Source organism: Micromonospora sp. 050-3 (genome assembly GCF_046549335.1).
Classification (GTDB): domain Bacteria; phylum Actinomycetota; class Actinomycetes; order Mycobacteriales; family Micromonosporaceae; genus Micromonospora; species Micromonospora trifolii.
The window spans coordinates 2,595,750-2,622,312 of the sequence record NZ_JAJPVX010000001.1 but is presented as its reverse complement, the minus strand read 5'-3'; the positions used below and the strand labels follow the sequence as shown (position 1 = coordinate 2,622,312).

Below are 26,563 nucleotides of genomic sequence, written 5' to 3'. Positions count from 1 at the left end.
GCCGGGTGCCGCCCGGGGCCGACTCCGGCCTCGGGCGGCACCGCCCGGTCGTCAGTACGACAGACCCGGCTGCGGCTGGTTGACCCGCCGACGACGCAGCACTACCTGCCGCGTGCCGTCCCGGTACAGCCGCACCCGGGCCAACTCCCAACCAGAGAACTCCGCCTGGATCGCCAACTGCGCCGCGGCGGTCAACCGGTCGACGTTCGGCGGCAGCCGCAGTGGCGCGTACTCGTAGTCCATGCCCTCCATGCTGCCCAGCCCAGCGGCCGTTCGCCACCCCCTCCGGAGTGACCAACGACGCCACCACCGAACGCGCCACCCACCCGCGCCCCCGCGCCCGCCCGACCCCCTCGCCCGCGCCGATCTTGCACTTCCTGTCGCGACAAAACAGTCATACCCGCCGTAACGGCAACAGAAACTGCAAGATCGACGCGCTAGATCAGTGAGCCCTCTCCGCCGCCCGTGCACGTCATTCCGTTTAACCCGTCGATCATGGAGTTGTGGTGGGCGACAAACGGTTTGTTATTTCGTCATATCGGGCGCCACAACTCCATGATCGACGGGCGGTGGGACGGGGCTGTGGGTCAGGGGGTGGGAAGGTTTGCTGACAGCAGGGCGGCGAGGGCTGGCGCGGCCAGGGCGACCGCCCGGGCGCTGCCCGGGTCGACCGCCAGCCCCCAGGACGGGTCCGGCCAGTCCTCGAACAGTTCGGCGCAGGGCAGCGCGACGAACGGCACCCCGTCCCCGGTGAACGCGGCGAGGGCTCCCGGCGAGGTGAAGACCGGCAGCAGCGGCGCGCCGGTCGCGTCGCCGACTACCGTCCACGGGAAGTCGGCATCCGGCGCCGGTTCCCGGGAGAGGGGGACGCACACAGTGGCCCCGGCCAGCACTCCGAGGTAGCCGGGCAGGTCACGCCGGTCGACAGCCGCCGCGAGCACCGCCACCACCGCCGGCTCCGCGTCCACAGCGGGCACCGCCGGTCCAGGTTGAGCAGCCGGCACAGTCGCTCCAGGGCGCGCGGCCGGCACCGCCGCCGGGCCAGGGCGCGCGGCCGGCGGCAGCGCCCGGCAGGAGAGCGTGCCGGGCTCGTCGGTCAACACCTCTGCGGCGGTACGGGTCACGAACACACTGAGCTGCTCCACCTGCTCCGGAGTGCGCGCCGCCTCGTACCACCAGCCCTCGTCGCCGGTCGGGCGGTGCCAGCCGAGCGCGGCAAGGCGTGCCTCGTCGTGGCCGGGGCAGATCACCCGCACCACCTGGCGGCGCACCAGCAGCCGGATCCCGCGCGGACCGGCGGAGAGCTCCAGGTCGGTGTCCCGGTCGCAGCGGGCGACGGTGTCCCGCAGTCGAGCGGCGATCTCCGGCCAGGTCGGCGACGTCACGCCGGCGCGCCCGGCAGGCGGTCGTCCAGCCGCCCGAGCTTGGCCACTGTCTCCTCCAGCCGGCCCAGCGCCGAGAAGTCCCCCGGTGTGCCGAACAGGTCGCCGAGCCCCGCGCCGAGCGCGACGTCCAACCCCTCGGTGTGCTCGTCGACGTGCCCGGAGGCGACCTCGCGAGCCCGCCGGTACGCGTCGAGCACCAGCTCGGCCACCCCCTCCGTGCCGATGCGCAGGGCGGCGGGCGCGAGGGTGAGGCCGATCAGCGCGCCGGTGGCGTCGACGGTCGCCGAGACCAGCCCGCTCTCGTCGGCCGCAGTGCCGGACAGCTCGGCCAGGTCGTCGCGGAGGCCCGCGAAGCGGCGTTCGATGTCGGCGATCCGCCCGGCGAGCGCGTCGAACGCGGACGTCGGGTCCGTCATGAGATTCCTCCCCGTGAATCATGCGACCGGGTGGTGCCCGGCGGCCGGGAGATCGTATCGTCGGTGCGCTCGACTCATGGGGGAGGAACGGCATGCCACCGGATATCGATGTCGACGTGCAGGCGGTCCGTCGACTGGAGACAGCCGCCAAGCAGGTCGCCAGCTCGCTGGCCGCGCTGGAGGGGCAGATCGTCTCGGCTGGCGACGTGCCGTCGGACGCCTTCGGCCACCTGCCGTTCGCCAGCGACATGCTCCGTGACAAGTACGCCGAGCAGGTCACCGGCGGCAAGGAGTTGTTCGCCGCCGCGAACGCCGCGTTCGGCCGGGTCGCCACGGCGCTGGGCGACACGGCCGAGGCGTACGAGCACAACGAACGGGACCTCGACGCCGGGTTCAAGGCCATCCAGTCGGGGTTGCCCGGATGAGCGGCCCGGCCGGCAGCGCCGTCCAACTGTGGAACGGCCTGGACAGCGCGCTCTCCGGGGTGCAGGACGCCGTCAACAGTGTCTGCCGGACCCTGGCGTGGCCACTGATTCAACTCGTCGACCTGGTCGACGGCGAGCCCGCCGTGCTGCGCGCGAAGGCCGCCGAGTGGGACGCGCTGGCCGCGCAGGTGCGCGACCTGGCCCAGGGGCACCGCGGCACCCGGGAGTCCGCTCAGGCCGGCTGGCGCTCACCGTCCGGTGTGGCGTACGGCCAGCGGTTGGCCGAGGTGGAGCAGCAGCTGCTTGACGTCGCCGAGCAGTTCGCCGCGACCGCGGAGTACCTGCGCAGCGTCGCCGACGGTCTGCAGACCGTGCACGACGTGCTGGTGGACCTCTGCGTGGAGTTCGTGAACTTCCTCCTGGTGACGCTGGTGACGGCGTTGCTGATGGCGCCGGTGACCATGGGCGCGTCCTGGGCCGCCGGCGTGGGCGTGGCCGTCACCAGGGGCCTGATCGTGGTCACCCGGATGTTGAAGGTCATCCGGCCGCTCGCTGTGCACCTGCAGAAGGTCATCCGGCTGCTGCAACGGGTCCTGCTGTACCTGCGCAAGCTGCGCACCCACCTGGACAAGCTGGTCGACATGCAGAAGGCGCTGCGCACCGGCAAGAAGTACGCCGACAAGCGCCGCGCCGCCGGCAAGCTCGACAAGTGGCACCACAAGTTCCTCGACCCCTCCAAGGGCACCTACAAGCTGGGCAAGTCCGGTTCCCCGTTCGACATGGGCGCCCTCGACCGGGCCGCCGCGCTGCGGGCGCACGGGGTTGCCGACGGGGCCCGGGTGATCGCCCGGGACTGGGCGACCCACCTGCCGTGGAACGTGCCGAACTCCGTCGTCCACGGTGTCACCTGGGGGACTGTGGCGTTGACCAGCGGGCTCTCCGTGCCGGGCAGCGAACAGGTCGGCGACCAGATCGACCAGGCGGTGCAGGGCGGCGCGGACTGGATCGACCAGAATGTCTTCGGGCAGCCGCCGGCAGGTCAGCCGGCGGGCCGCTAAGGAGGCGACGGGTGATGTCAGGCGAGCGGGGTCGGCTGGGCCGGTTCACCGACGCGGTGCTCGGCGGCGCGCGGGCGGCCCGGGACAGGGCCCGCGAGCTGCGGGACGAACTCCGCACCAGCGACGAGCCGGAGCGCGCCCTGGTGGCGCCGCTGCTGGCCGGGCAGGATCTCCGCTACGTGGGGCTCGGGCCGGTGCGCCTGTCGCAGACCCACCAGGCCGGTCGGCAGCTCGCCGACGAGGTCGGCGCCGAGTTGGCCGACGCGCTCGACCCGAAGGTGCTGTTCGGGCTGCTCAACATCGTCAACCCGGTGGTCTGGGTCGACGCGGTGCTGGCGCCGGTGCGGCTGGCCGCGGGTGTGCTGCTGCTGCCGGGAAAGGCCGGCGCCATCGCCGCCGGGGTGCCGGAGTTGGCCGCGCCGGAGCCGGGCCTGCCCCACCAACCCGCCCAGCGGGAGCCGATTCCGCTCACCGAGGAGCAGGAGGCGTTCCGCGCGCTGTTCCGGCTGAGCCTGTACCGTCCGCTGGCCGAGCAGCTCGCCGAGATCGCCTACCGCCGCCGGTACGTGTTCAGCGGCGACCTCGCCACCCTCGCCGGCAGCCTGCTGCTCTTCCTGGAACGCTACAGCGGCACCCCGTTGGCGGTGACCGACACTCACCTGCACCTGCTGCGGATGGGCCCCCGCCCGGACGCCGACCGGCCCGACCGCCGTCAACCGCGGGTGCTGTGGAGTGTGCGACGCGACCGGGTGGCCCGGGTCGACTCCGAGCGTGGGGCGAGCGGGATGGTGCAGCTCACCTCCACCATCGTCTTCGACGACGGTTCGTGGGTCCGGCTCACCCAGCCCGCGCTGCGCGACGACCAGTCGCGCTTCCTGACCGCCATCCACGACCTTCCCGGGCAGCGCCCGACGCCGTGACCCAGCCGGCGGGTCAGCAGCAGGCCGGCGTGCTTGTCAGCCGTGCCCGGCCGGCCGGTCAGCCGTCGCGTTCGGGGTAGCCGACCGGCACCGCGGACACGTCGTCCAGCGCGGTGGTGATCTCCTCGGGCAGGGTGATCCGTTCCACTGCGAGCGCGCCGAGCAGCTGCCCGACCGTGCGGGCACCGAGGATCGGCGCGGTCACGCCAGGCCGGTCCCGGATCCAGGCCAACGCCACCTCCAGCGGCGACACCCCCAGCCCACCGGCCGCTGTCGCCACCGCCTCCACGATGCTGGAGCAGCGCGGTTCCAGGTACGTCGAGACGAACCGTTCGAAGTGCGGCGACGCGGCCCGGGAGTCGGCCGGACGGCCGTGCCGGTACTTGCCGGTGAGCACGCCCCGGCCCAGCGGCGACCAGGGCAGCACGCCGAGGCCGAGCGCGTCGCACGCGGGCAGCACCTCCCGCTCCACACCGCGCTCCAGCAGCGAGTACTCCACCTGGGACGCGACCACCGGCGCCCGCCCCGGCCAGGCGGTCTGCCAGGCGGCGGCCCGCGCGGTCTGCCAGCCGGAGAAGTTCGACACGCCGACGTAGCGGACCCTACCGCTGGCCACCGCGTGGTCCAGGGCGGCCAAGGTTTCCTCCAGCGGGGTGTCCGGGTCGTACCCGTGCACCTGGAACAGGTCGACGTGGTCGGTGCCGAGCCGGCGCAGCGACGCGTCCAACGTGCGCAGCAGGTGCCCCCGGGAGCCGTCCCGACGGCGGCCACTGCCGGGGCGCAAACCGGCCTTGGTGGCGATCAGCAGATCTTCGCGGGGCACGAGGGAACCCAGCAGCGAGCCGATCACCGACTCGGCGTCGCCGTCGCCGTACACGTCGGCGGTGTCGATCAGGTTGCCGCCCGCGTCGAGGTAACTCTTCAGCTGAGCGGCCGCATCGTCGGCGTCGGTGTCCCGGCCCCAGGTCATGGTGCCGAGCGCGAGCCGCGAAACCGCCAGCCCGCTTCGGCCGAGCGGTCGCTGTTGCATGGGTGAACCTTATTTCGAACCTGCCGCCACCGATATCCTCGCTCCCGTATCTCTGCCGGTTCTGCCGGTTCCGCCGCCCCGGGCTGCCCCGATGGAGGGGGGACCAAAGGTGTCGAGCCGGTGATCGAGTCCGTTATCGGCATTGCGTAACCTGGGGCGACCTGTGCCACGGATGGGGGAGGACCAGTGCGACTCGGGCTCAGTCTCGGATACCAGACGGCGTGGAGCACACCGGCCGACCACCTGGCGCTGGCCCAGGAGGCGGACCGGCTGGGCTATTCGGTGGTGTGGGCGGCGGAGGCATACGGCTCCGACTCGCCCAGCATGCTCGCCTGGATGGCCGGGCAGACCGAACGGATCGACGTCGGCGCCGCGGTGATGCAGATCCCCGCCCGTACGCCGGCGGCCACCGCCATGACCGCCGCCACAATCGACGCGCTCTCCGGCGGCCGCTTCCGGCTCGGCCTGGGTGTCTCCGGCCCGCAGGTCTCCGAGGGCTGGCACGGCGTGCGTTTCGCCAAGCCGCTCGCCCGGACCCGCGAGTTCGTCGACATCGTCAAGCTGGCCATCGCCCGCAAGGAGGTGGCGTACGACGGCGAGCACTACACGCTGCCGCTGCCGGACGGCCCGGGCAAGGCCCTGCGTCTGGGCTTCCACCCACCCCGCGAGCACATACCGATCTACCTGGCCGCTGTCGGCCCGAAGAACCTGGAGCTGGCCGGCGAGATCGCCGACGGCTGGCTGGCAGTGTTCTACGCCCCGGAGTTCGCCGAGGAGCAGCTGGCCTCGGTGCGCGCCGGGCGGGCCAAGGTCGGCAAGGAGTTGGCCGGGTTCGACGTGGTGCCGTCGGTGCCCGTGGTGATCGGCGACGACGTGGCCTCCTGCGCCGAACTCGTCCGCTGGTACGCCGCGCTCTACGTGGGCGGCATGGGCAGCCGGCAGCAGAACTTCTACAACCAGCTCGCCACCCGGATGGGCTACGGCGACGCCGCCCGCGAGGTGCAGGACCTGTACCTGGCCAAGCGGCAGCGCGACGCGGCCGCCGCCGTACCCATGGAGTTCATCGACCGCACCTCGCTGCTCGGCCCGAAGGAGCGCATCGCCGAGCGGATGCGGGAGTACGCCGCGGCCGGCGTCACCACGCTGTCGGTGACCCTCTTCGTGGCCGACCGGGACAGCGGCGTGCAGACCCTGCGGACCGTCGCCGAGGCTCTCGACCTCTCGGGAGTCGGCGAGTGACCTGGGTCGAGGCCATCGTCCTGGGCATCGTCCAGGGACTGACCGAGTTCCTTCCGGTCAGCTCGTCGGGGCATCTGCGGATCACCTCGGCGATCTTCTTCGACCGGGACGCCGGCGCGTCGTTCACCGCGGTCACCCAGCTCGGCACCGAAGCGGCCGTGCTGATCTACTTCGCCAAGGACATCTGGCGGATCACCCGGACCTGGCTGGTGGGCATCCGGGACAAGTCGGTCCGCTCCAGCCTCGACTACCGGATGGGCTGGTACGTGATCGTCGGCTCGATCCCGATCGGGCTGTTCGGTTTCGTGTTCAAGGACCAGATCAAGACCGCCGGGCGCAACCTGTGGGTGGTGGCGACCACGCTGATCGTGTTCGCCTTCGTGCTGGCCTTCGCCGAGTACTGGGGGCGGCAGACCCGCACCCTGGAAAACTTCCGGATGAAGGACGGCATCGTGATGGGCTTCGCCCAGGCCATGGCGCTGGTCCCCGGGGTGTCCCGCTCCGGCGGCACGCTCACCGCCGGCCTGTTGCTCAACCTGACCCGGGAGGCGGCGGCACGGTACTCGTTCCTGCTGGCCATCCCGGCGGTGGTGATGTCCGGCGTGTTCAGTCTCGGCGACGTCTTCGAACCGTCCGCCCCGGGCACGTCCGTGCCCACCGTGGCCCAGACGATCGTGGCCACCCTCATCGCGTTCGGCATCGGGTACGCGGCCATCGCCTGGTTGCTGCGTTACGTCGCCCACCACACCCTGTACGTCTTCGTGCTGTACCGGGTCGCGCTGGGCACCCTGGTCCTGGCCCTGCTGCTGACCGGCACCATCGACGCCACCTGACCGATCTGTCGACGGCCCCCGGCTCCGCCCGCAGGCGTAGCCGGGGGCCGCAGTCGTCGGGTCGCCGCCCGCGACGGCCCGGCCTGGGGGCCAGGTCATAGGGTGGTCTCCGTGGCGACCCTTCTTCTTCTGCGACACGGCCGAACCACGGCGAACGCCGATGGCGGTCTGGCCGGTCGGCAACCTGTCGAGTTGGACGACACCGGGCGCGCCCAGGCCACCGCGGTCGGCGAGCGGTTGCGGGCGGTGCCGCTGGCCGCCGTGGTGACCAGCCCGCTCATCCGCTGCCGGCAGACCCTGGAGTTGGCGCTCCCGCAGGCCGCCCCGGTGGTCGAGGACGGGCTGATCGAGTGCGACTACGGCAGCTGGGAGGGGCAGCCGCTGAAGAAGCTCGCCAAGGAGCCGCTCTGGCCGGTGGTCCAGCAGCACCCCAGCGCGGCGGTCTTCCCGGGCGGGGAGGCGATGGCGGCGATGGCGGCGCGGGCAGTGGCGGCGGTGCGTTCCTGGGACGCCCGGGTGAACGCCGAGCACGGGCCCGAGGCGGTCTGGTTGGCGTGCAGCCACGGCGATGTGATCAAGGCCATCGTGGCGGACGCGCTCGGCGTACACCTGGATGCCTTTCAGCGGATCGTGGCCGACCCGGCGTCGGTGACGGCGATCCGGTTCACGCCGCTGCGTCCGTTTCTGGTGCGGCTCAACGACACCGGTGGCGACCTGGCGGCGCTGGTGCCGCCGCCGGCCAAGCGGCGTCGCCGTGCGAACCGCGTGACCGACTCGGACGCGGCCGTCGGCGGTGGGGCGGGTGCCTCGCGGTGAGGCGCGTCACGACACCACCCCCGGCCGGGGTGTCAGCTCACCCCGGAAAGGCCGCCACGCCCGGGTTTAGCCCCTGGTACGCCGGGCGCGCCGCCGCTGGGGCGATTCGCGTCGGTGGGGTGCGCGATGCCAAGGCGGGCCGGATAGGGTCGTGGGTATGACCCACCAGGTGCACGCCTTCGAACCGCCGGAGCGGTTCGTCGCCGGGACTGTCGGGCCGCCGGGGGAGCGCACGTTCTTCCTGCAGGCCCGCGGCGGCGGCAGGCTGGTCAGCGTCGCGCTGGAGAAGGTCCAGGTGTCCCTGCTCGCCGAGAAGCTGGAGGAGCTGCTCACCGAGGCGCAGCGTCGCTTCGGGGTGGACCTGCCCGAGCTGGCGCCGGTGATCGGCGACAACGAGCCGCTGGACACTCCCGTCGACGAGGAGTTCCGGGTCGGGACGCTCGGGCTGGCCTTCGACGTGGACACCGCGACCGTGGTGATCGAGGCGATCGCCGCGGGCGAGGTGGAGCCCGAGGTCGAGCTCGGCGACGAGGACGACGACGAGGACGACGACGAGGACGAAGAGCCGGACGAGGACCTGGATCGACTCCGGGTCCGGCTCACCCCGCAGGCGACCCGCCAGTTCATCGAGCGGGCCCGGCGAGTGGTCAACGCGGGCCGGCCACCGTGCCCGCTCTGCGGCCAACCGTTGGACCCCGCCGGGCACCTCTGCCCGCGGCACAACGGTTATCACCGGTGACCTCGTCCGGCCTCCAGCCTCGCCAGGACGGCGACGCCGCGCTGCGGCTGCTGCGTGACGGCGTCCTTGACCTGGAGGGTCGGCTGGTCGACGCGTCGAACACGACGCTGCGCGGCATCCTGACCCTGGACGGGCTGACCGCCCGCTGCGTCTACAAGCCGGTCCGGGGCGAGCGCCCCCTCTGGGACTTCCCCGACGGCACCCTGGCCGGTCGGGAGGTCTCGGCGTACCTGGTCTCCCGGGCCACCGGATGGGACCTGGTGCCGCCCACAGTGCTGCGGGACGGCCCGTTCGGCCCCGGCTCCTGCCAGCTGTGGATCGACGAGCCGGAGGACGCCGAACCGCTCGTCGGTTTCCTGCCCGCCGGGGAGTTGCCGCCGCGCTGGATCCCGATCGCCGCCGCCCGGGACGACGACGGCGCCGCGTACGCCCTCGCCCACGCCGACGACCCACGGCTGGCCCGGCTCGCGGTGCTCGACGCGGTGCTCAACAACGCCGACCGCAAGGGCGGTCACGTGCTCGTCGGTGCCGACGACCGGATCTACGGCGTGGACCACGGGGTGAGCTTCCACGTGGAGGACAAGCTGCGCACGGTGCTCTGGGGTTGGGCCGGTAAGCGGCTGCCCACGGACGCCGTGGAGATGCTCGACGCGCTGGCCGGGCAGGTCGCCGGTGCGCTCGGGGCGGAGCTGGCCGACCATCTGACGATCAGCGAGGTGGCCGAGGTGGGCGCCCGGGTCGACCGGCTGCGCGAGACCGGCTGCTTCCCCCAGCCTCCGGAGGACTGGCCGGCGATGCCCTGGCCGCCCATGTGACCCGCTGTCATCTTGATCACCCGTGGGGTGCTCCGGCGTTGTCGCAGGGCTGGCTAGGCTGATCCCATGGAGTCTTGGGCGGGACACGAGGTGCCACGGCTGCCGGGCAGGGGCGAGCCACTGGCGTTGTACGACTCGGCGCGGCAGGGTGTCCACCCGAGTGAGCCGACCGACGCGGGAAGCATGTACGTCTGCGGCATCACCCCGTACGACGCCACCCACCTCGGCCACGCCGCCACCATGATCACGTTCGACCTGGTGCAGCGGATGTGGCGCGACGCCGGCCGCCCGGTGCGCTACGTGCAGAACGTCACCGACATCGACGACCCACTGCTGGAGCGGGCCGCCCGCGACGGCGAGGACTGGGTGGTCCTTGCGATGCGCGAGACGGCGCTGTTCCGGGAGGACATGGAGGCGCTGCGGATCATCCCGCCGGCGCACTACGTGGGCGCTGTCGAGTCGATCCCGGACATCGCCGACAAGGTCGAGGTGCTGCTCAAGGACGGCGCCGCGTACCGGCTCGACGACGGCACCGGCGACGTCTACTTCGACATCTCCGCCACGCCCCGCTTCGGCTACGAGTCGAACCTGACCCGCGAGCAGATGCTGGAGATCTTCCCCGAGCGCGGCGGCGACCCCGACCGGGCCGGCAAGCGCGACCCACTGGACCCGCTGCTGTGGCGCGGCGCCCGCGAGGGCGAGCCGTCCTGGCCGGGCGGCGAAATGGGCCCGGGCCGCCCCGGTTGGCACATCGAGTGCGCCGTGATCGCGCTCAACCTGCTCGGCGACCGGATCGACGTGCAGGGCGGCGGCAACGACCTGCTGTTCCCGCACCACGAGGCCTCCGCCGCGCACGCCGAGCGGCTCACCGGCCAGGCACCGTTCGCCGAGCACTACGTCCACGCCGGCATGATCGGTCTGGACGGCGAGAAGATGTCCAAGTCCCGCGGCAACCTGGTCTTCGTCTCCCGGCTGCGCGCCGACAAGGTCGACCCGATGGCGATCCGGCTGGCGCTGATCTCCGGGCACTACCGCAGCGACCGCACCTGGACCGACGAACTGCTCACCGCCGCGCACGAGCGCCTGGACCGTTGGCGGCGGGCCGCCGCCGCGCCCGCCGGGCCGTCCGGGGCTGAGCTGTTGGCCGAGGTACGCGCCCGCCTGGCCGACGACCTGGACACCCCCGGAGCGCTGGCCGCAGCCGACCGCTGGGCCGAGGCCACCCTCGCCGGCGCCACCGACGACCCCGAAGCGCCCGCCCTCTTCGCGAACACTGTCGACGCCCTCCTGGGCATCCGCCTCTGAGGCCACGTGCGTGGTGCCGTGCGCCCGCGTTGATCGACTCGGTTTTCAGGAAGTCGCGGTGTCCCGACGCGTGCGACGCACCGATTTCCAGAAAGCCGAGTCGATCAAACGGCTCAGCCCAGGTCGGGGTCGGGGCGCGCCCTCGATCCGGTCACGGAATGAACCTCACCTCGGGGAAGGACCGGCTCGGGCCGCTCAGTAGGTGGCCGCCCCGGTGCCGCAGGTGCAGGTCGAAGAACGCCAGCGGGTACGCCTGCCCGATGCGGACCGCGCGGGCGGGGTCGAGCACGCCGACCCAGCCGGCGAGCTCCTCGTCGCTCATCCCGATGAGCCGTGCCAGTTGCGGCACGAGCCACTGGTTGTCGCCGTAGGACGAGTGGACCGCTTCGTCGGCCTGCACGTTGAGTCGCCATCCGCGTAGGTGCGTGAAGAACTCGGCGACGGCGGGCTCCGCGGCCCGGGTGAACTCCGCCGTCATCAGCATGAACGGCCGGTACAGGTCGACGGTGGGCAGCGGCTGGGACTGCATCGGGGCGTCCAGGCTCAGCCCGGCTCGGATCCGCCGGTCGGTGCCCATGGTCAGGGCCGTCGCGGTGCCACCCTTCGACCAGCCGAACATGCCGATCCGGCTCAGGTCGAGGGCGGCTCCCAGCCCGGCCGGCAGCGGCGCGTGGTCGACGTCGGGGTTGCCCCCGGTGGCGAGGTCGGCGATCTGGTCGAGGACGAACCGGACGTCCCGGGTGTAGGTCCACGGGGTGGAATCAAAGTCTTCTTCCTGGACGGTGACCCGGCCGTCGGGGAATTCGCCGAACCCGTCGTACGTGTGGTCCACAGTGACGACCACGTACCCGTGGCTGGCGAGTTCCTGCACCACGATGGTGGTGTCCGAACGGTGGCTGCCGGCACCGTGCGAGTACAGCACCACCGGCATCCGTCGACCGGAATGCCGCACCGGGGCGCCCTCGTGCCCGGCCGTCAAGGGTGCCAGCGCGGCGTGGGGGTCGAAGCCGGCGGAGTCCAGCAGCATGCGCATCGAGGCAGCTGTCATCCACGGCGAGCGCGGGTAGCGCCGCTCGTTCCGGGCGGGATACCAGACGCTGACCATCAGTTCCCGATACCGCCCCGGCCCGGCCAGCGGCTCCAGCCGCGACCGGTCGACCAGGTGCAGCGGCACCACACCCACGCGGTACGGCCCGGTCGGCCGGGGGAGAGTGAGCCGGACCGGACCCGAATCGGCGGCGGCCGCCGTGGCGCGGCCGGCAACGCCCATCGGTACGCCGACCCCGACCGCCAGCGCGGCTCCGACAAGGCCACGGCGCGTTATCCCCCGTGTACCAACAGGTTTCACGGTTGGCATTGGTCCTCCCCTGGGTTGCTCGACGCCGGAACCGAGCCGCCCGGCCACCGATACACCCGCAGTATATATACTGAGTGTATAGCTGCAACGGTGTCGGCACGGAGTTCTCAGGGCCCACCCCGCGCCCCGCGCCCCGCGCCCCGCGCCCCGCGCCCCGCGCCCCGCGCCCCGCGCCCCGCGCCCCGCGCCCCGCGCCCCGCGCCCCGCGATCTTGCAGTTTCTGTCCCGGCGAAAGGCGCAAAGTCGGCATTAGTACTACCGAAAGCGCAAGATCGCCGGGGCGGGGTGCCCGTTAGCCCAGGACCAGACCGGGGTCGGGTTCCGGGTCGGGGGTCGGGCCCGGGATCTTGTACTCCTCGGTGAGGGTGGTCATCGGGCCCGGCCAGGTCGCCTGGGACACCTCGATCGGCTTGCGGTGCGCGTCGTACGCGACGTGCAGCAGATGCAGCACCGGGGTGTCCGGCCGGATCTGGAGGGTCTCGGCCTCCTCCCGGCTCGGCTGGCGGGCGCTGATCGTGTCGGTGGCCGAGACGTACCGCCGTCCGGTGGCTTCCTCGGCCTCCTGGTAGAGCGGTCGACCGAAGGCTTCGGTGCGCTCCAGAGAGGTGCCGTCCGTGTCGCGGGGGAGGAACCAGGAGGCGCCCACCTCCACGGGGGAGTCGTCGGTGCGGACGAGGTGCCGGCGGCAGAGCAGGCTGGTGCCGTCGGCCACGCCGAAGGCGTCGGCCACCTCGGCGGGGGCGGGGGCGAGCCCCACGGAGACGAGCTGCTGACGGTATCGGGCGGCCAGGTCGGTGTGGTAGCCGCGAAAGCCGCCGTACCGGCCTCGGGAGAGGCGGTTGAGGCGGCGGCGGGTGCCCCGGACGTACGTACCGGAGCCGGGTTTGGTGATCAGGATGCCCTCGACCCGCAGCTGGTCGACGGCGCGTTGCACTGTCTGCTTGGCGACGCCGAACATCTCGGCGATGGCCGGGATGGACGGTAGCCGTTCGCCCGGCCCCCAGTCGCCACGGCGGACCTGGGCCTTGAGCTGCGCGGCGATCTGTCGGTGCGGGAACTCGGCGGCCCCGGGATTGATCTGCACACCCGCCTCCTTGATCACATCTAGGTTCCTAGGATGCCCCAGTGGTTGTGACGGCGCTACCCCGGACACGCGAAAACGGGCCCTCGAACCACAAAAGGTCCGAAGGCCCGCAGCGAGACAGTGTTACCAGGAGCCGGCGGTGGGGCCGGCCGAACCGCCCCGGCGGCGCAGGTACTTCTCGAACTCCTGGGCGATCTCGTCACCGGTCAACGGCGTGATTCCCTCGTCGCCGACCCGTTCTTCCAGTTCGCGGACGTACTCGCCCAGCTCGGCGTCCTGCTCGGCGGCGCTGCGCACCCGCTGCTCCCACTCGGCGGACTCCTCGGCCAGGTCGGCCATCGGCACCGGCAGGTCGACGACCTCCTCCACCCGGTGCAGCAGGGCGAGGGTGGCCTTCGGGCAGGGCGGGTTGTTGGCGTAGTGCGGCACGTGCACCCAGAACGAGACGGCGTCCACCTCGGCGCGGGTGCAGGCGTCGTGCAGCACGCCGACGATGCCGGTCGGACCGTCGTACCGGGTGGGGGTGAGCTGGTAACGCTCCGCGGCCTGAGCGTCGGAGGCGCTGCCGCTGATCGGCAGCGGCCGGGTGTACGGCACGTCGGCCAGCAACGCGCCGAGCAGCACCACCCGTTCCACCTCCAGGCTGTGGCAGATCTCCAGCACCTGCTCGCAGAACGTCCGCCAGCGCATGCTCGGCTCGATGCCGCGGATCAGCACCACGTCACGGTCGGTGCCCTCCGGGCTGGCCACCATGAACCGGGTCGTCGGCCACTCCACCCGTCGGGTCTCCCCGTCGGCCATGGTGATGGTGGGCCGGCTGACCTGGAAGTCGTAGAAGTCCTCCGGATCCAGCTCGGCGATCTGCCGGGCGTTCCAAACCTGCTCCAGGTGCTCGACCGCGGCGGTGGACGCGTCGGCGGCGTCATTCCAGCCCTCGAACGCGGCGATCGCCACCGGGGACCGCAGCACCGGCAGTCCGTCGAACTCGGTCACGCCGTCACCTCACCCTGCTCGTCGCGGCTGGCGCCGGGACCGCGCCCGGTCGTCATACCGTGTGGCACGGCGGCGTCCCTGTTGTCCTTCACGTCCGTCAGCCTACGTGCAGGGCGAGGGTGCGGCCCGTCGGCCGCGCCGGTCGGCCGCTCCGGCAGCAGGTCATACCCGAACGAACCAGACAGGGTGATCCCCGTGACACAATAGGGGATCGCTCGAGGATGGTCGTGGAGTCCGGCCGAATCGCACTAACCTGAACGGGTGCGGACTTCATTGATGGATGTGCTGGCTGATCGCATTCTCATCGCCGACGGCGCGATGGGCACGATGCTTCAGGCCGCGGACCTCACGCTCGACGACTTCGACGGGCTTGAGGGGTGCAACGAGATCCTCAACGTCACCCGTCCGGACGTGGTGCGGGGGGTGCACGACGCCTATCTGGCCGTCGGTGCCGACTGCGTGGAGACCAACACCTTCGGCGCCAACCTCGCCAACCTCGCCGAGTACGACATCCCGCACCGCATCCGCGAGTTGTCCGAGGCGGGCGCCCGGATCGCCCGGGAGGCCGCCGACGCGGCCAGCACCCCGCAGCGGCCCCGGTTCGTGCTCGGCTCGATCGGGCCGGGCACCAAGCTACCCACCCTCGGGCACGCCGCCTACGCGACCCTGCGCGACGCCTACCAGGAGAACGCCGCGGGTCTGATCGTCGGCGGCGCGGACGCGCTGATCATCGAGACCTGCCAGGACCTGCTCCAGGTCAAGGCGGCAGTGGTCGGGTCGAAGCGGGCGATGGCCGAGCTGGGCCAGTCGGTGCCGATCATCTGTCACGTGGCGGTGGAGACCACCGGCACCATGCTGGTCGGCAGCGAGATTGGTGCGGCCCTCGCCGCGATCGAGCCGCTCGGCGTGGACCTGATCGGGCTCAACTGCTCGACCGGCCCGGCTGAAATGAGCGAGCACCTGCGGTACCTGTCGCAGCACTCCCGCATCCCGCTGTCGGTGATGCCGAACGCCGGCCTGCCGGTGCTGACCGCCGACGGGGCGTATTTCCCGCTGACTCCCGTGGAGCTGGGCGAGGCCCTGGAACGGTTCATCACCGAGTACGGCGTGGGGCTGGTCGGCGGGTGCTGCGGCACCACCCCGGAGCACATCCGGGTGCTGTCCGAGCGGCTGCACGGCGTCACCGCCCCGGCCCGCGAGCCCCGGCACGAGGCGGGCGTCTCCTCGGTCTACCACCCGGTGCCGTTCGCCCAGGACGCGTCGGTGCTGATGGTGGGGGAGCGGACCAACGCCAACGGCTCGAAGGCATTCCGGGACGCGATGCTCGCCGGCGACTGGCGGGCCTGTGTGGAGATCGCCCGCAGTCAGGCGCGCGACGGCTCGCACCTGCTCGACCTGTGCGTGGACTACGTCGGCCGCGACGGCACGCAGGACATGCGTGAGCTGGCCGGCCGCTTCGCCACCGCGTCCACCCTGCCGATCATGTTGGACTCCACGGAGCCGAACGTGGTGGAGGCCGGCTTGGAGATGCTCGGCGGCCGCTGTGTGGTCAACTCGGTGAACTTCGAGGACGGCGACGGCCCCGAATCCCGCTACGCGCGGGTGATGCCGATCGTCCGTGAGCACGGCGCGGCCGTGGTGGCGCTGCTCATCGACGAGGAGGGCCAGGCTCGTACCCAGGAGTGGAAGGTCCGGGTCGCGGCGCGGCTGATCGACGACCTGACCGGCCGGTGGGGCGTGGACCGCTCCGACATCCTCATCGACGCGCTGACCTTCCCGATCGCCACCGGCCAGGAGGAGACCCGCCGCGACGGCATCGAGACGATCGAGGCGATCCGGGAGATCTCCCGCCGCTACCCCGGTGTGAACTTCACACTGGGCATCTCGAACATCTCGTTCGGGCTCAACCCGGCGGCCCGGCAGGTGCTCAACTCGGTGTTCCTGCACGAGTGTGTGGAGGCCGGCCTGACCTCGGCGATCGTGCACGCCAGCAAGATCCTGCCGATGTCGAAGATCCCCGACGAGCAGCGCGAAGTCGCCCTGGACCTCGTGTACGACCGGCGTCGCGAGGGGTACGACCCGGTGCAGCGTTTCCTGGAGCTCTTCGAGGGCGTCGACGTGACCAGCGCCCGGGCCACCCGCGCCCAGGAGTTGGCGGCGCTGCCGCTGGACGAGCGGCTCAAGCGGCGGATCATCGACGGTGAGCGCAACGGCCTGGAGGCCGACCTGGACGAGGCGATGGCCGGCGGCCGGTCCCCGTTGTCAATCATCAACGACATCCTGCTGGACGGCATGAAGGTGGTCGGCGAGCTGTTCGGCTCCGGCCAGATGCAGCTGCCGTTCGTGCTCCAGTCCGCCGAGGTGATGAAGACCGCGGTGGCCTACCTGGAACCACACATGGAGACCATCGAGGACGGCGGCAAGGGCCGCATCGTGCTCGCCACAGTGCGCGGCGACGTGCACGACATCGGCAAGAACCTGGTCGACATCATCCTGTCCAACAACGGCTACGAGGTGGTGAACATCGGCATCAAGCAGCCGATCAGCGCCATCCTGGACGCCGCCGAGCAGCACCGCGCCGACGCGATCGGCATGTCCGGGCTGCTGGTCAAGAGCACTGTCATCATGAAGGAGAACCTGGCCGAGATGGCCACGCGCGGGGTCGCGGAGCGCTGGCCGGTCCTGCTGGGTGGGGCGGCGCTGACCCGCGCGTACGTCGAGGACGACCTGCGGTCGACGTTCCCCGGGCAGGTGCACTACGCGCGGGACGCGTTCGAGGGTCTGTCCCTGATGGACCGGGTGATGACCGCCAAGCGTGGCGGCGCCCCGGTCGTCGACCCGGAGCGGGAGGCGGCTCTCGCGGCCCGGCGGGCGCGCCGGGAACGGCAGCGCTCGATGGTCACCACGTCGCTGCCGGAGTTGCACGACTCGTCGGTCCGCTCCGACGTGGCCGCCGACGTGGCGGTGCCCGCCCCGCCGTTCTTCGGCACCCGGGTCGTCAAGGGCGTGCCGATGGCCGACTACGCTGCGCTGCTCGACGAGCGGGCCACCTTCTCCGGGCAGTGGGGGCTACGCGGTGCCCGGGGCGGCGGCGGACCCTCCTACGAGGAGCTTGTCGAAACCGAGGGTCGGCCGCGGCTGCGGTACTGGCTGGACCGGCTGATCGCCGACCAGGTCCTCGAGGCAGCAGTGGTGTACGGCTACTTCCCCGCGTACTCCGAAGGCAATGACCTGGTGGTGCTCGACGAGAACGGGCACGCGGAGCGCGCCCGGTTCTCCTTCCCTCGGCAGCGGCAGGAGCGGCGGCTCTGCCTGGCGGACTTCTTCCGGCCCCAGGGCGACCAGCTCGATGTGGTCGCGTTGCAACTGGTCACCGTCGGCCAGCCGGTCAGCGAGTACGCGGCGAAGCTGTTCGCCCGCAACGAGTACCGCGACTATCTGGAGGTGCACGGGCTCTCCGTGCAGCTCACCGAGGCGCTCGCCGAATACTGGCACCAGCGCATCCGCGCCGAGATGACCCTGCCCGACGGTCGCCCGCTGGGGCACGACGACCCGGCGGACCTGGCCGGCATCCTGCACAACGACTACCGGGGCTGCCGGTACGCGTTCGGCTACCCGGCCTGCCCCGACCTGGAGGACCGGGCGAAGATCATGGATCTGCTCGGCGCGGACCGGATCGGGGTCGAGTTGTCCGAGGAGTTTCAGCTGATGCCGGAGCAGGCCACCGACGCGATAGTGGTCCACCACCCGGAGGCCAACTACTTCAACGCCAAGTGACGGGTGCAGGTGCACTGACCTGCACCTGAGGTCGTGGACTCGAAAAGCGGTTGCGTCTCCGGCCCCCGTTGTTGCAGCCTACGACCATGATCAACTTGGCTCGACTGCTTGCGGCCTACGACGAACAGCTTCGGACTGACGCCGAGACGCCGAGCGCGGTCTCAGTCACCCGACTCGGGCCACTGCGTCTCGTGACCTTCGCGGGCGGTCGCGGTTTCGTCACCTACCGCGATCTCGGCGGGGCGGACGCCGATACGGTTCGTCGGCTCGTCCCAGAGGCGCTCGCTCACTACCAGGCAGACTCCGAGATCGGGCGGGTCAAGTGGAAGACGCGTGGGCACGACCATGCGCCGGGGTTGCACGAGGCGTTGCTGGTGAATGGGTTCACCGCGGATGAGCCTGAGTCGATCATGATTGGCGAGGCGCGGCTACTAGCCGTTGACGTTCCGCTGTCCGAAGGCGTGACACTGCGTCGGGTCAGCGAGGAGGCGGACGTCCGTGCGATGAGTGCGATGCAGGACGAAGCCTTTGAGAACCCGGTTAGCGATGACATGGCGAACGCCCTCCTGCGCCGCCTGGCCCGCGATGACGGGATGGAGTTGTGGGTTGCCGAGGCGGAGGGACGGATCATCAGTGCCGGTCGGCTGGAGCCGGTGCGTGGGACCGACTTCGCCGGGATCTGGGGCGGCGCGACCCGCGCGGAGTGGCGCGGCCGTGGGATCTACCGCGCGTTGACCGCGGCGCGGGCCCGCTCAGCACTCCGCATGGGCAAGACACTCATCAACAGCGACTCGACCGAGTACTCACGCCCGATCCTTGAACGCTACGGTCTGATCAAGGTGTCGACGACGACGCCCTACCACTGGCAGCGGTGAGCGCCCTTCCCGCGGCCCCGTCCGGATCCAAGCACAAGACCCCGGCCGGATCATCGGCAGGAGCGGATGAGCCAGCATCTCCGGCCGCCCCGCGACAGCGGATAGCCATCGAGCCAGGGCATCGTGTCACTGTAGTTGGTAAGACCTTGCGGGGTCGCTGTCGTGGCGGAGGCGAGAGAAGACTGCGTGATGGGTGTCGAGCCTGTACTGAAGGCCGCCCTGCGCCAGCTTCGCACCGTGCGGTCGCAGCGCCCGGCTGATTCTGCTGATCCCTTCGAATTTGCCGTGTGGCGCGAAGCGATGGCTGGGGTCCTGGATGAACTGGCCCACGTCATGCCCTTCCCGCAAGACCGAGCCCTTGCTTGCATGGAAGCAGAGGCTGCCCGTGCTGAGGCGGCAGTGCTGCGTGCGGCGGCCAGAACGTGGCATCACAGTTGATCTAGGCATTGGACGAGGCCTTGCGAGGTCGGTGATAGCTGCCCTGCGTAGTCCCCGATGATTGACAGCAACGGCGATAGCAACCGGAGTGTCACCCAAGAGCGGCTCAAGCTTGGGCTATCGCTCAAAGACCGCGGTATCGGGATCCGAGGCTAAAGACATGGCGGACTGGGCGGACTGGAGCGAGGACGAGTATGTGCAGTACCTGCACGACGAGCGCCGACGCTTCGCGTGGGTGATGCAGCGTTACGGGGGTCTCAGCGCAACCCAGGCCGAGACGGCGGCCGTGCAGCACTACCCCTTCGAGGCCAGCGATGCCCCGTACCGAGGACTCGTCTTCCATGACGAAGCATGGCACTGGGCGATGCTGAAGATCTACGGGGAGAGGTACTGGATCCAGCACCCGGAACTTGCTGAAACGCGGGCTGAGTACAGGGCGCTTGACTGAACCTTTACCGCACAAACCCCCGTCGGCCCCTGGCTGGGCGGCACTTCGGTCGAGCAGCCATCGGAGCAGCCAAGCCGCCGAACAGCAGCGGACGCTGGCAACCTGAGGCGCAGGTCGACGAGGACCAAGAGCGCGACGATCAGCAGGCCGCAACCGACTGTGAGACCGCTCTAGCAGCTCAGTCGCACGATCTGCCGCAATCAGCGTCTTAAAGCGTTGTGGATCGGGTTTCCGGAGGGTGATAGAACGGGGCGTGGAGATTGGCCAGCTCAGCCAGGCGTTGGATGACATCTTCGACGGTGCGGTCGTGCACCACGGCTACACCGACTACATTCGCGATTACGAGATCGTCGTTTACGTCACCGCAGATCCGCGTACCGGCATCCCACCTGCCCACCTCCGCTACCTCTTCACGTACTGCGTCGCAGCTGAAGTGCAGACGGCGGTGAGTCCCGATACCTGGCGTCGCTCGCTCGACGATCGACTGACCGACCGGGAGATCGGCCCGGACCTGGACGGCTTCGTGTGGGCAGTGCGCTGGCAGCCGCTCTACCCAGGTGCCAAGGTGGTGGCGGACTCCGAGCGTGCGCGGTCGTGGGCTGACAAGATCGGCATTCCCTTTCACGAGGTGCACTTGAAGATGAACGCTCACGCCATCACTCTCGTCTTCAGCGACCTTGAGGTGACGGAGGTGGGGGAGGGCTACGCGCCCTTCACGGTCACCGAAGACGACTGACGCAAGGATCTCGCAGCTAGCGGACCTCCCCACCAGCTCACTGAAGGGTGCCGGGTCCGGTGGGGTCTACTCAGGGCACCGGTCGCGTGCCACGCGTGCGGTCTCCCCGCGCCGCCTCTTACTCCCACCGGTTCGGCACACTCCACGGCACGCTGGTCCACAGACCGTCCCCGACCCGTCCCCGACCAGCGGTACGGCTGGTCGGCAGGCGTACCAAACGGTCCGTCAAAGTGGGCACAGGCCTCCTTCCGCACTGATCATGCGAGGATGTTTGGCCATGAGCCCCGACGCGTGGAGCTTGCTCGACGGCAGAGCCGAACGAGCGAAGAGCTCATGGTCGGAAACCACGTCGTTACTGCCCGTGGGGGCGCGAGTCCGAGCGCGCGTGCTCGCGACAATGCCGTTCGGCGTCTTCGCCGAGATCGACGGTCAGCCCGGTGCGCTCGCCCTGATCGAGATAACCACGCTTCCGCGCGGCAGCGAGCCCCCACCTGTCGGCGTTTACCTCGATGCGGTTGTCATCGACCACGTTGCCCACAACTGGCAGGTGAGGCTTCGGCCAGCCGGATCTCGAACCCAGGGCTTATGTGACTAGCCGGGTGGCGACTGGGTTGCACGAGGCCGGACACTCCTGCCACGCCATTCGGCCGAGCCCGGCCAGGTGAGAAGCTGAATGGATGCGACAGGTCACCGTGCTCGGCAGTTCTGGTGCCTTTCCCGAGCCAGGCCGCGCCTGTAGCGGATTCGCGGTGGACTGGGACGGCTACCGCCTGGTGCTCGACCTGGGCTACGCCACGCTGCCGCGGTTGCTCAAGCAGTGGCCTGATGGTGCGGTGGACGCCGTCGTCATCACCCATGAGCACCCGGATCACTGCGTCGACCTGCACGGTCTGTTCAGGATGCGGTTCTACGGTCAGCCGGGCGGACCACGGCTGCCGTTGTACTGCCCGCCCGGCGTGCTCGACCGGCTCGGCGGCTTGGAGCCCGATGTCGACCTGCACGCGGTTTTCGATGTGCACCCACTACCCGGCAGCTACCGGGTCGGGCCGTTCGACCTCACCGGGCTGTCTCTGCCGCACTTCGTGCCCAACGCCGGCATCCGGATTCAGGCAGACGGGATTGCCGTGGCCTACTCCGGGGACACGGGGCCGACTCCCGCGTTGGCCGAGTTGGGCCGTGGCGCCGACCTGTTCATCGTCGAGGCGACGGACTACGACGGCGAGTCCAGCCGTCCCACCCGTAACCTGTTGACCTCCACCGAGGCCGGTCTGTGGGCTCACCGCGCGGGTGCCCGCCGCCTGATGCTCACCCATTTTTGGCCCGGCAACGACCGGGCGGCCGCGGTGGCCGCCGCTCAGGTGGAGTTCGGCGGTGCGGTGCTGGCGGCTGACGAAGGGCTCACCCTGATCCTCGGGACGCCGGACAGCTGAACGCCCCTCGCTTAAGGCTCGCCGACGGCTAGCGGGGCCGCCACGCGAAGCTCTAGATGTCGAGAACGGCCGGGTGGCTCCGTCTTCGAGGGGAGGATGCGGTCACTGTGACCGCACCAGAGCAGGGAGATCCAGCATGGCGATCCAGCGGATGGACAACGTCCTCATCGTTGTCGAGGACCTCGACGCGGTCATCGCGTTCTTCGTCGAACTCGGTATGGAGTTGGAGGGGCGAGGGCCGGTCGAGGGGCGGTGGGTGGAGCGTGTCATCGGGATCGACGACGTCCGGCAGGAGGTCGCGATGCTGCGGACCCCGGATGGCCACGGCAAGGTCGAGCTGGCGATGTTCCACCGACCGGCGGCGATCAGTGCGGACCCGAAGGACGCGCCGGCGAACACGCTGGGCATTCGACGAATCATGTTCGCCGTCGACGACATCGAGGACGTGATCACCCGGCTGCGAGGCCACGGCGCCGAACTCGTCGGGGAGTTGGAGCGGTACGAGGACGTCTACCGGCTCTGCTACGTCCGCGGACCCGAGGGCATCATCGTCGGCCTGGCCGAACAGCTCCGCTGACGGCCGCCGCAGCCCGATCCACCCGCAACTTCAGGGATGTAGGGGCCTCGCGGGTGGCGGAGACCACTACATCCCTGAAGTAGTGCGGATCTTGGAGCACCCCAGCCGCCAGCAGGAGCAGAAGGGCTCAGGAGATCAGGGTGCCGCCGTCCACGGTCACCACCGTGCCGGTGGCGTAGGTCGCCCGCAGGAGGTAGACGAACGCCTCGGCGACCTCCTCGGGCTCGCCCACCCGGCCGAGCGGAAGCGACTCGCTGAGCTGCGCGTACATCTGCTCTCGGGTTTCGGTCGGCAGTGAGTCCCAGAGCGGTGAGCGGATCACGCCGGCCGAGACGGCGTTGACCCGGATCGGCGCGAGTTCGACGGCGAGCGCGCGGACCAGCGCGTCGATCGCCCCGGTGATGCTGGCCGCGACGGACCAGCCGGCGCTGGGCCGGTGGTTGGCGGTGCCGGTGGTGAGGGTGACCGACCCACCGGGGCGCAGGTGCGGCAGTGCCGCGTTGACCGCCGACAGGGAGCCGAAGTAGCGCAGGTCGAAGGCGGCCCGGGCGGCGGCGAGGTCGAGGGCGTCGACGGACATCAGCGCGAGGGGTTCGCCGGCGGTGTAGACGAGGTGGTCGAACGACCCGAGATCGTGGAACAGCCGGGACACGGCGTCGGGGTCGGTGAGGTTGGCGACGTACCCCTGGGTCGTGGTCGGCAGGGTCGTGAGGGCGCGGTCCACGCTGCGCTGGTTGCTGGAGGCGACCACGACCTGGGCGCCCTCACGGGCGGCGCGGGCGGCGGTGGCGAGGCCGATCCCCGAGGTTCCGCCGAGTACGACGACGCGCTGGTCGATGAGGGTCATGATCGTGTCCTTCCGGATGGTGTGGTGGGAACGGTTACCACCGTGCTCCGCCGGGAACGCCCGCGTCCAAGACCTCTTTCACCTCCTGTGATGCCCGTTGAACATCACCCCAGGCATACCCGGCGGGTATCGTGGAACCGCCCGGAGCGGAAACCGGACGGGGGCAGGATGGACGTCGATCTGCGCAAGCTCCGCTACTTCGTGGCGGTCGCGGAGGAGCTGCACTTCGGTCGGGCCGCCGCGCGGTTGCACATCGCCCAGCCGGTCCTGTCGCGCCAGATCCGGGCCTTCGAGCACGAACTGCGCGCCGAGCTCTTCATCCGGGACCGCCGCTCCACCGTGCTGACCGACGCCGGCCGCCAACTGTTGACCGACGCCCGTCCGCTGCTCGCCTCGGCCGAGGCCCTACGGCGGCGGGTGCAACGGGCCGCGCACGGCAGGCCGACGTTCACCATCGCGTTCATGCCCGGCGTACTCGTCACCGCCGAGGCCCGCGTCATCGGCCAGCGGCACCCCGACCTGGCCGTCAACGTCGTCCGTACGTCCTGGAACGACCAGGCCGAGATCGTCCGCGCGGGGCGCGCGGACGTCAGCTACGTGCGGCTCCCGGTCGACCAGCGTGGCCTGCGCCTGCGCCCACTGTTCACCGAACCCCGCGTCGTCGTCCTGCCCACCGATCACCGCCTGGCCGGCAAGGAGTCGGTCGACCTCGCCGAGTTGTTCGAGGAACGGCTCTTGCAGGACCCGGACGCGGTGCCGGAGTGGCGGGACCTGCCGAACCGCCCGACGGAGCCCGACCCCCGCCCTCGCCCCGAGCTGAACTCCGTGGAGGAGAAGCTGGAGCATGTCGCCGCGTACGCCGGGATGGTGATCCTGCCGCTGTCGACGGCGACGTTCTACACGAGACCCGACGTCAGCCACGTGCCCGTCGCCGACCTCGGCCACAACCAGGTGTGCCTGGCCTGGGCCGAGGACAACCGCTCACCTCTGGTGCACGAGTTCGTCGAGATCGCCGCCCGGCAGGCCCCACAACCCGACGATCGACGCCAAGGGGGGTCAGGCGGCGCCGATCGGGAAGGTTTCGCGTAGGGCCGGGTCGAGCGGTCGACCGCTCGTCGGTTCGATGAACAGGTCGGTGAGCAGGAGGTCGGCGAGGTAGCTGGGGTTCACCCCCGACTCCTTGCGGCCGAGGGCCTGCGCCGCGCCGCCGAGTCGCAGCGCGGCGCGCGCCGCGCCGGCCGGCAGGCGGCTGACCCGGCGGGGTCGGCCCACCGCGTCGGCGATGCGCCCGATCATGTCGGTCCAGGTGAGGTTCTCGTCGGCGACCGGAAGGTCCGCGCCGCTGGCCTGCTCCAGGGCGTCGACCGCGACCTCGGCCACGCTGCGGGCGGAGGCCGCGGCGCTTCCGCCGGTCGGGGCGACCAGCGGGGTACGCGAGCGGGCCCACCGGTCCAGCGGACCGGCCCAGTTGGGCAGTCGGTCGCCGGCCCGTCCGAAGACGAAGGGCAGTTCGAGTACGGCGATCGGCAGGCCCTCGCCGGCGGCTGCCCGCCCCTCCCGGGCCTGCTCCAGACGGCACCGGATGTACGTGTGCCGTTCGGCGAGGCGCCACTGCGGGTGGAGCCGGTCGAAGTAGGTGTAGTAGGAGCCCATCACGACGCCCCGGGTGAGACCTTCGAGGCGGGCGGCGGTGAACAGGCGTACCACCGGGTCGACGTTGTCACGGCGGAACTCGGGGTAGATCGGCTTGGGCAGCGGCCGTTGCTCCTCGGTGCGGGTGGCGTACACGACGCCGTCGTGACCGGCGAGCAACGGCCGCAGTTCCTCGATCGAGGCGGACCCGACATCGAGCAGATGGTCGACACCCGGCTGGGCCGTACGCGCCACAGTGGTCGCGGCATGGCCACGCTCCCGAAGAACGTCCACGACGTGAGCGCCGATCAGGCCACTGCCACCCACCACAAGAATTCTCACAGTGCATCGTCCACTCTGGAACCCGCCCTTTGTCAAGACGCTGCGGCTGCGGCAACGGCGCGGTTCGGACCAGAATGGCACCCGGAGGTGATCGACCATGGTCGACCAGGAGAGCGTGCCCAAGCTGTTCTGCCGGAGGCGACGTGGCCAACGAACACCGTGCCCCAGCTGCTGCACCTGGACCTGACCGTGGAGTCCGTCGAGGAGTTGCTGGTCCAGCATGAGCGCGTGCTGCGCCTCGGCGGCCGGCAGTTGTACGACCGCATCGACGACCCGGACGAGCCTCTCCGGGTGTACGCCGACCTGGCCGGGCACCCCTTCTGCGTCTTCGTCGGCTGAGCGGGTTGCCGCCACCTCACCGCAGCGCAGGTTGACAACGGGCGAGGATGGCGTCCGCAACCCCGACATTGGCATAGGTTCGAGGTACGGATCGCCATCGCTGTGAAACGGGGTTGAGGATGCCGGAGCCGCGCGCCTTCTGGCTGGACGAGCAGTTCGACCGCGAGCACGGCACCGACGGGCGCGGCCGGTACGAGGCCGAGGTGTTTCGTCGGATCGACGAGTTCGCCGACACCTGGGGTGACTTCGCGCCCGTGGCGTTCGCGGTGACCGCCTGGCGGCTGGCCACCGAGCTGTCGCCGGGCTTCGTCCGCTGGCACCGGCGGATCATCTCGGCGACCTGCGCGCGCAGCCCGTGGGACGGCAGCCTGGTCTGCGCGGTGGCAGTGGCGTCCCGCTGGCCGGCCGAGCTGACCTGGACCAAGCAGTGGCAGCGCGACCGTGGTTGGCAGAACTGGCCCCAGATGTTCGGCCAGTTCACCACGCCCACCGAGCAGGACCAGACGCGCCGCCCGCATCTGCGCGCGTTGCTCCAGGTGGAGGCGCCGGTGCCGCTCGACGACCTGCCGCCGACGCCCGAGGGTCCGGACGACGAGGTCGCCGTGGCGGCGCGCCGGGCCGTGGCGGTGCTGGCCCGGGAGCTCAACGACCTTCTCGCGCCGATGATCGGGCAGCTCGATGCCGGGGTGCCGGCGGACTCCTGAGAA

29 protein-coding genes are annotated in these 26,563 nt (G+C 70.8%); 19 read left to right on the top strand and 10 right to left on the bottom strand.

Annotated elements, in window-relative coordinates; translation table 11 throughout:
* Positions 1 to 51: 51 nt before the first annotated feature.
* From ACLJOK_RS11950 to ACLJOK_RS11940, 3 genes are all read right to left on the bottom strand, one after another.
* The gene (locus ACLJOK_RS11950) at positions 52 to 243 is read right to left on the bottom strand and encodes a DUF5703 family protein (RefSeq protein WP_013734349.1); all 192 of its coding nucleotides are present in this window, start codon (positions 241 to 243) and stop codon (positions 52 to 54) included.
* A 344-nt stretch (positions 244 to 587) separates the two neighbouring features.
* Positions 588 to 1,385, bottom strand: coding sequence for an SseB family protein (locus ACLJOK_RS11945; protein WP_410818316.1), 798 nt, complete (start codon positions 1,383 to 1,385; stop codon positions 588 to 590).
* A complete protein-coding gene (locus ACLJOK_RS11940; RefSeq protein WP_238679132.1) occupies positions 1,382 to 1,801 on the bottom strand; it encodes a YbaB/EbfC family nucleoid-associated protein in 420 nt (139 codons plus the stop codon). Before ACLJOK_RS11940 ends, ACLJOK_RS11945 begins: the two co-directional genes overlap by 4 nt.
* Positions 1,802 to 1,893: 92 nt before the next feature.
* Between ACLJOK_RS11940 and ACLJOK_RS11935 the strand changes: the two genes are divergently transcribed.
* Genes ACLJOK_RS11935 through ACLJOK_RS11925 form a run of 3 tightly spaced genes read left to right on the top strand, consistent with a single transcriptional unit; the run spans position 1,894 to position 4,204 of the window.
* Positions 1,894 to 2,226: a hypothetical protein gene (locus ACLJOK_RS11935; RefSeq protein WP_410818315.1), complete on the top strand. Its 333-nt coding sequence runs from the start codon at positions 1,894 to 1,896 to the stop codon at positions 2,224 to 2,226.
* A complete protein-coding gene (locus ACLJOK_RS11930; RefSeq protein WP_410818313.1) occupies positions 2,223 to 3,284 on the top strand; it encodes a WXG100 family type VII secretion target in 1,062 nt (353 codons plus the stop codon). The genes ACLJOK_RS11935 and ACLJOK_RS11930 overlap by 4 nt, the downstream gene beginning before the upstream one ends.
* A gap of 11 nt (positions 3,285 to 3,295) precedes the next feature.
* The gene (locus ACLJOK_RS11925; protein WP_410818312.1) at positions 3,296 to 4,204 is read left to right on the top strand and encodes a hypothetical protein; all 909 of its coding nucleotides are present in this window, start codon (positions 3,296 to 3,298) and stop codon (positions 4,202 to 4,204) included.
* A 58-nt stretch (positions 4,205 to 4,262) separates the two neighbouring features.
* Here the strand turns inward: ACLJOK_RS11925 and ACLJOK_RS11920 are convergent, their stop codons facing one another.
* Positions 4,263 to 5,234: an aldo/keto reductase gene (locus ACLJOK_RS11920; RefSeq protein WP_410818310.1), complete on the bottom strand. Its 972-nt coding sequence runs from the start codon at positions 5,232 to 5,234 to the stop codon at positions 4,263 to 4,265.
* 186 nt (positions 5,235 to 5,420) lie between these two features.
* Here ACLJOK_RS11920 and ACLJOK_RS11915 point away from each other — a divergent pair, with 186 nt between their 5' ends.
* The 6 genes from ACLJOK_RS11915 (at position 5,421) to mshC (ending at position 10,981) form a co-directional block, all read left to right on the top strand.
* On the top strand, positions 5,421 to 6,473 hold the full coding sequence (locus tag ACLJOK_RS11915; RefSeq protein ID WP_030332780.1) for an LLM class F420-dependent oxidoreductase: 1,053 nt from the start codon (positions 5,421 to 5,423) through the stop codon (positions 6,471 to 6,473).
* Positions 6,470 to 7,306: an undecaprenyl-diphosphate phosphatase gene (locus ACLJOK_RS11910; RefSeq protein WP_112587410.1), complete on the top strand. Its 837-nt coding sequence runs from the start codon at positions 6,470 to 6,472 to the stop codon at positions 7,304 to 7,306. Before ACLJOK_RS11915 ends, ACLJOK_RS11910 begins: the two co-directional genes overlap by 4 nt.
* Positions 7,307 to 7,408: 102 nt before the next feature.
* Positions 7,409 to 8,122 (top strand): MSMEG_4193 family putative phosphomutase, encoded by a 714-nt coding sequence (locus ACLJOK_RS11905; RefSeq protein WP_410818308.1) that lies wholly within the window; start codon positions 7,409 to 7,411, stop codon positions 8,120 to 8,122.
* Positions 8,123 to 8,279: 157 nt separating this feature from the next.
* Entirely contained in the window at positions 8,280 to 8,861 is a 582-nt protein-coding gene (locus tag ACLJOK_RS11900; protein WP_357232892.1) for a DUF3090 domain-containing protein, read from the top strand.
* The gene (locus ACLJOK_RS11895) at positions 8,858 to 9,676 is read left to right on the top strand and encodes an SCO1664 family protein (protein ID WP_410818306.1); all 819 of its coding nucleotides are present in this window, start codon (positions 8,858 to 8,860) and stop codon (positions 9,674 to 9,676) included. The genes ACLJOK_RS11900 and ACLJOK_RS11895 overlap by 4 nt, the downstream gene beginning before the upstream one ends.
* Before the next feature lie 66 nt (positions 9,677 to 9,742).
* Positions 9,743 to 10,981: a cysteine--1-D-myo-inosityl 2-amino-2-deoxy-alpha-D-glucopyranoside ligase gene (gene mshC, locus ACLJOK_RS11890; RefSeq protein ID WP_410818304.1), complete on the top strand. Its 1,239-nt coding sequence runs from the start codon at positions 9,743 to 9,745 to the stop codon at positions 10,979 to 10,981.
* A gap of 151 nt (positions 10,982 to 11,132) precedes the next feature.
* On the opposite strand, the gene ACLJOK_RS11885 is transcribed toward mshC, so the two are convergent.
* The 3 genes from ACLJOK_RS11885 to ACLJOK_RS11875 form a co-directional block, all read right to left on the bottom strand.
* A complete protein-coding gene (locus ACLJOK_RS11885; protein WP_410818302.1) occupies positions 11,133 to 12,251 on the bottom strand; it encodes an alpha/beta hydrolase family protein in 1,119 nt (372 codons plus the stop codon).
* A gap of 379 nt (positions 12,252 to 12,630) precedes the next feature.
* Positions 12,631 to 13,422 (bottom strand): GntR family transcriptional regulator, encoded by a 792-nt coding sequence (locus tag ACLJOK_RS11880; RefSeq protein ID WP_410818301.1) that lies wholly within the window; start codon positions 13,420 to 13,422, stop codon positions 12,631 to 12,633.
* Between the two features lie 123 nt (positions 13,423 to 13,545).
* On the bottom strand, positions 13,546 to 14,415 hold the full coding sequence (locus ACLJOK_RS11875) for a PAC2 family protein (RefSeq protein ID WP_030332815.1): 870 nt from the start codon (positions 14,413 to 14,415) through the stop codon (positions 13,546 to 13,548).
* Between the two features lie 276 nt (positions 14,416 to 14,691).
* Here ACLJOK_RS11875 and metH point away from each other — a divergent pair, with 276 nt between their 5' ends.
* The 5 genes from metH (at position 14,692) to ACLJOK_RS11850 (ending at position 20,689) form a co-directional block, all read left to right on the top strand.
* Positions 14,692 to 18,192, top strand: a complete 3,501-nt coding sequence (metH, locus tag ACLJOK_RS11870) for a methionine synthase (RefSeq protein ID WP_410819331.1) — start codon at positions 14,692 to 14,694, stop codon at positions 18,190 to 18,192.
* Between the two features lie 86 nt (positions 18,193 to 18,278).
* Positions 18,279 to 19,067 (top strand): GNAT family N-acetyltransferase, encoded by a 789-nt coding sequence (locus tag ACLJOK_RS11865; protein ID WP_410818298.1) that lies wholly within the window; start codon positions 18,279 to 18,281, stop codon positions 19,065 to 19,067.
* Positions 19,068 to 19,229: 162 nt separating this feature from the next.
* Complete coding sequence (locus ACLJOK_RS11860) at positions 19,230 to 19,505, top strand: hypothetical protein (RefSeq protein ID WP_410818296.1); 276 nt, start codon at positions 19,230 to 19,232, stop codon at positions 19,503 to 19,505.
* Between the two features lie 160 nt (positions 19,506 to 19,665).
* Positions 19,666 to 19,953, top strand: a complete 288-nt coding sequence (locus ACLJOK_RS11855) for a hypothetical protein (RefSeq protein WP_410818295.1) — start codon at positions 19,666 to 19,668, stop codon at positions 19,951 to 19,953.
* A 253-nt stretch (positions 19,954 to 20,206) separates the two neighbouring features.
* Positions 20,207 to 20,689: a hypothetical protein gene (locus ACLJOK_RS11850; RefSeq protein WP_410818294.1), complete on the top strand. Its 483-nt coding sequence runs from the start codon at positions 20,207 to 20,209 to the stop codon at positions 20,687 to 20,689.
* A gap of 352 nt (positions 20,690 to 21,041) precedes the next feature.
* Here the strand turns inward: ACLJOK_RS11850 and ACLJOK_RS11845 are convergent, their stop codons facing one another.
* The gene (locus ACLJOK_RS11845) at positions 21,042 to 21,227 is read right to left on the bottom strand and encodes a hypothetical protein (protein WP_410818292.1); all 186 of its coding nucleotides are present in this window, start codon (positions 21,225 to 21,227) and stop codon (positions 21,042 to 21,044) included.
* Positions 21,228 to 21,366: 139 nt separating this feature from the next.
* On the opposite strand from ACLJOK_RS11845, the gene ACLJOK_RS11840 reads away from it, so the two are divergent.
* Together ACLJOK_RS11840 and ACLJOK_RS11835 are read left to right on the top strand one after the other, a co-directional pair.
* Positions 21,367 to 22,119: an MBL fold metallo-hydrolase gene (locus ACLJOK_RS11840; RefSeq protein ID WP_410818291.1), complete on the top strand. Its 753-nt coding sequence runs from the start codon at positions 21,367 to 21,369 to the stop codon at positions 22,117 to 22,119.
* 136 nt (positions 22,120 to 22,255) lie between these two features.
* On the top strand, positions 22,256 to 22,696 hold the full coding sequence (locus ACLJOK_RS11835; protein WP_410818289.1) for a VOC family protein: 441 nt from the start codon (positions 22,256 to 22,258) through the stop codon (positions 22,694 to 22,696).
* A 127-nt stretch (positions 22,697 to 22,823) separates the two neighbouring features.
* Here ACLJOK_RS11835 and ACLJOK_RS11830 read toward each other — a convergent pair whose 3' ends face one another.
* Entirely contained in the window at positions 22,824 to 23,543 is a 720-nt protein-coding gene (locus tag ACLJOK_RS11830) for an SDR family oxidoreductase (protein ID WP_410818287.1), read from the bottom strand.
* Between the two features lie 168 nt (positions 23,544 to 23,711).
* Between ACLJOK_RS11830 and ACLJOK_RS11825 the strand changes: the two genes are divergently transcribed.
* The gene (locus ACLJOK_RS11825) at positions 23,712 to 24,632 is read left to right on the top strand and encodes a LysR family transcriptional regulator (RefSeq protein ID WP_410818285.1); all 921 of its coding nucleotides are present in this window, start codon (positions 23,712 to 23,714) and stop codon (positions 24,630 to 24,632) included.
* Here ACLJOK_RS11825 and ACLJOK_RS11820 read toward each other — a convergent pair.
* Positions 24,600 to 25,517 (bottom strand): NAD-dependent epimerase/dehydratase family protein, encoded by a 918-nt coding sequence (locus ACLJOK_RS11820; RefSeq protein ID WP_410818284.1) that lies wholly within the window; start codon positions 25,515 to 25,517, stop codon positions 24,600 to 24,602. The genes ACLJOK_RS11825 and ACLJOK_RS11820 overlap by 33 nt on opposite strands.
* Here ACLJOK_RS11820 and ACLJOK_RS11815 point away from each other — a divergent pair.
* Entirely contained in the window at positions 25,398 to 25,856 is a 459-nt protein-coding gene (locus tag ACLJOK_RS11815; RefSeq protein ID WP_410818283.1) for a VOC family protein, read from the top strand. The two genes, ACLJOK_RS11820 and ACLJOK_RS11815, sit on opposite strands and share 120 nt — an antisense overlap.
* Positions 25,857 to 25,975: 119 nt before the next feature.
* Positions 25,976 to 26,560, top strand: a complete 585-nt coding sequence (locus tag ACLJOK_RS11810) for a hypothetical protein (RefSeq protein WP_410818281.1) — start codon at positions 25,976 to 25,978, stop codon at positions 26,558 to 26,560.
* Positions 26,561 to 26,563 lie beyond the last annotated feature (3 nt).

Excerpts from the sequence above, each read along its gene's own strand:
- ACLJOK_RS11930 (WP_410818313.1), top strand. The coding sequence starts at position 2,223 with ATGAGCGGCCCGGCCGGCAGCGCCGTCCAACTGTGGAACGGCCTGGAC.
- ACLJOK_RS11900 (WP_357232892.1), top strand. The coding sequence starts at position 8,280 with ATGACCCACCAGGTGCACGCCTTCGAACCGCCGGAGCGGTTCGTCGCC.
- ACLJOK_RS11920 (WP_410818310.1), bottom strand. The coding sequence starts at position 5,234 with ATGCAACAGCGACCGCTCGGCCGAAGCGGGCTGGCGGTTTCGCGGCTC.
- ACLJOK_RS11835 (WP_410818289.1), top strand. The coding sequence starts at position 22,256 with ATGGCGATCCAGCGGATGGACAACGTCCTCATCGTTGTCGAGGACCTC.
- ACLJOK_RS11840 (WP_410818291.1), top strand. The coding sequence starts at position 21,367 with ATGCGACAGGTCACCGTGCTCGGCAGTTCTGGTGCCTTTCCCGAGCCA.
- mshC (WP_410818304.1), top strand. The coding sequence starts at position 9,743 with ATGGAGTCTTGGGCGGGACACGAGGTGCCACGGCTGCCGGGCAGGGGC.
- ACLJOK_RS11940 (WP_238679132.1), bottom strand. The coding sequence starts at position 1,801 with ATGACGGACCCGACGTCCGCGTTCGACGCGCTCGCCGGGCGGATCGCC.
- ACLJOK_RS11815 (WP_410818283.1), top strand. The coding sequence starts at position 25,398 with ATGGTCGACACCCGGCTGGGCCGTACGCGCCACAGTGGTCGCGGCATG.
- ACLJOK_RS11855 (WP_410818295.1), top strand. The coding sequence starts at position 19,666 with ATGGCGGACTGGGCGGACTGGAGCGAGGACGAGTATGTGCAGTACCTG.
- metH (WP_410819331.1), top strand. The coding sequence starts at position 14,692 with ATGGATGTGCTGGCTGATCGCATTCTCATCGCCGACGGCGCGATGGGC.
- ACLJOK_RS11935 (WP_410818315.1), top strand. The coding sequence starts at position 1,894 with ATGCCACCGGATATCGATGTCGACGTGCAGGCGGTCCGTCGACTGGAG.
- ACLJOK_RS11865 (WP_410818298.1), top strand. The coding sequence starts at position 18,279 with ATGATCAACTTGGCTCGACTGCTTGCGGCCTACGACGAACAGCTTCGG.
- ACLJOK_RS11830 (WP_410818287.1), bottom strand. The coding sequence starts at position 23,543 with ATGACCCTCATCGACCAGCGCGTCGTCGTACTCGGCGGAACCTCGGGG.
- ACLJOK_RS11810 (WP_410818281.1), top strand. The coding sequence starts at position 25,976 with ATGCCGGAGCCGCGCGCCTTCTGGCTGGACGAGCAGTTCGACCGCGAG.
- ACLJOK_RS11885 (WP_410818302.1), bottom strand. The coding sequence starts at position 12,251 with ATGGGCGTTGCCGGCCGCGCCACGGCGGCCGCCGCCGATTCGGGTCCG.
- ACLJOK_RS11825 (WP_410818285.1), top strand. The coding sequence starts at position 23,712 with ATGGACGTCGATCTGCGCAAGCTCCGCTACTTCGTGGCGGTCGCGGAG.
- ACLJOK_RS11950 (WP_013734349.1), bottom strand. The coding sequence starts at position 243 with ATGGACTACGAGTACGCGCCACTGCGGCTGCCGCCGAACGTCGACCGG.